Annotated in this window: 1 protein-coding gene; it reads left to right on the forward strand. The window is 67.7% G+C overall.

The annotated features are described in order from the left end of the window. Positions 1-2 precede the first annotated feature (2 nt). The coding region (locus ACWF6P_RS31795) for an acetyl-CoA C-acetyltransferase (protein WP_452623704.1) at positions 3-1,163 on the forward strand (1,161 nt) is incomplete at its 3' end.

A 1,163-nucleotide genomic window follows, 5' to 3' on the forward strand; every position in this document is an offset into this window, starting at 1 on the left:
CTGTGATTGTTGCGGGAGCTCGTACCCCGATGGGTCGACTCCTCGGATCGTTGAAAGACCTCTCCGGGTCCGACCTCGGCGGCATCGCCATCAAAGGCGCCCTCGACAAGTCCTCAGTCGCACCCGAACAGGTCGACTACGTCATCATGGGACAGGTCCTCACCGCCGGCGCCGGCCAGATGCCCGCCCGCCAAGCCGCCGTCGCCGCCGGCATCCCCATGAACGTCCCCGCCCTGAGCATCAACAAAGTGTGCCTGTCCGGCATCGACGCCATCGCCCTCGCCGACCAACTCATCCGCGCCGGCGAATTCGACATCGTCGTCGCCGGCGGGCAGGAATCGATGTCCCGCGCACCCCACATGCTCGAAAAGAGCCGCGAAGGCTTCAAATACGGCGACGTCACGATGCGCGACCACATGGCCTACGACGGCCTCCACGACATCTTCACCGACCAGGCCATGGGCCTGCTCACCGAACAGGTCAACCAACAAGAAACCGCCCACATCACCCGCGCCGAGCAGGACGCCTTCGCCGCCGCCTCACACCAGAACGCCGCCCGCGCCTGGAAAGACGGCCTCTTCGACAACGAAGTCGTCCCCGTCTCCATCCCCCAACGCAAGGGCGACCCCATCGTCTTCGCCCAGGACGAAGGCATCCGCGCCGACACCACCACCGAATCCCTCGGCAAACTGCGTCCCGCGTTCAGCAAGGACGGCACCATCACCGCCGGCTCCGCCTCCCCGATCTCCGACGGCGCCGCCGCCGTCGTGGTGATGAGCAAAACCAAGGCCGAAGAACTCGGCCTGACCTGGATCGCGGAAATCGGTGCCCACGGCGTCGTCGCCGGACCGGACTCCACCCTCCAGTCCCAGCCCGCCCGCGCCATCGCGAAGGCCTGCGCCAAGGAAGGTATCGACCCCACCGACCTCGACCTCGTCGAAATCAACGAAGCGTTCGCCGCCGTCGGGATCGCCTCCACCCGCGAACTCGGCCTCGACCCCACCAAGGTCAACGTCAACGGCGGCGCCATCGCCGTCGGACACCCCCTGGGCATGTCCGGTGCCCGCATCGCCCTGCACCTCGCCCTCGAACTGCAACGCCGCGGCGGCGGCATCGGCGCAGCCGCACTCTGCGGCGGCGGCGGACAAGGCGACGCACTCATC

This window comes from Rhodococcus sp. NPDC055024, from assembly GCF_053608585.1.